Origin of the sequence: Lunatimonas salinarum (genome assembly GCF_017811155.1) — a bacterium.
Classification (GTDB): domain Bacteria; phylum Bacteroidota; class Bacteroidia; order Cytophagales; family Cyclobacteriaceae; genus Lunatimonas; species Lunatimonas salinarum.
The window spans coordinates 1-303 of sequence record NZ_JACVCV010000143.1 but is presented as its reverse complement, the minus strand read 5'-3'; the positions used below and the strand labels follow the sequence as shown (position 1 = coordinate 303).

General features: G+C 44.9%; 1 protein-coding gene. It reads left to right on the top strand.

What is annotated here, in order from left to right; genetic code table 11:
* Positions 1-303: type IIG restriction enzyme/methyltransferase (locus IAQ59_RS22900; protein WP_209333040.1), on the top strand; the 303-nt coding region annotated here is incomplete at both ends.

The following is a 303-nucleotide window of genomic DNA, read 5'->3' as shown; positions in this document are numbered from 1 at the left end:
CGGATATGGAACACGATACCTTGTTTATCTCCAACCTCCGGGATGAAAAGAAAATGCCCATCCTTTCTTCCACCGTCTTAAAAGACGATCAGGGAAAAAGGCGGACCGGAAGCCTTTCCACCTTGGAATACCTATTTGAGTTTCTCAACGCCTACGATTTCAGTTCGGAGGGATCAGAGGATATTCAGGAAGACAATAAGACCTTGATCAATGCTTCGGTCCTGGGTCTCATCTTCGAAAAAATCAACGGGTACAAAGATGGATCCGTTTTTACACCCGGCTTCATTACCATGTACATGTGTA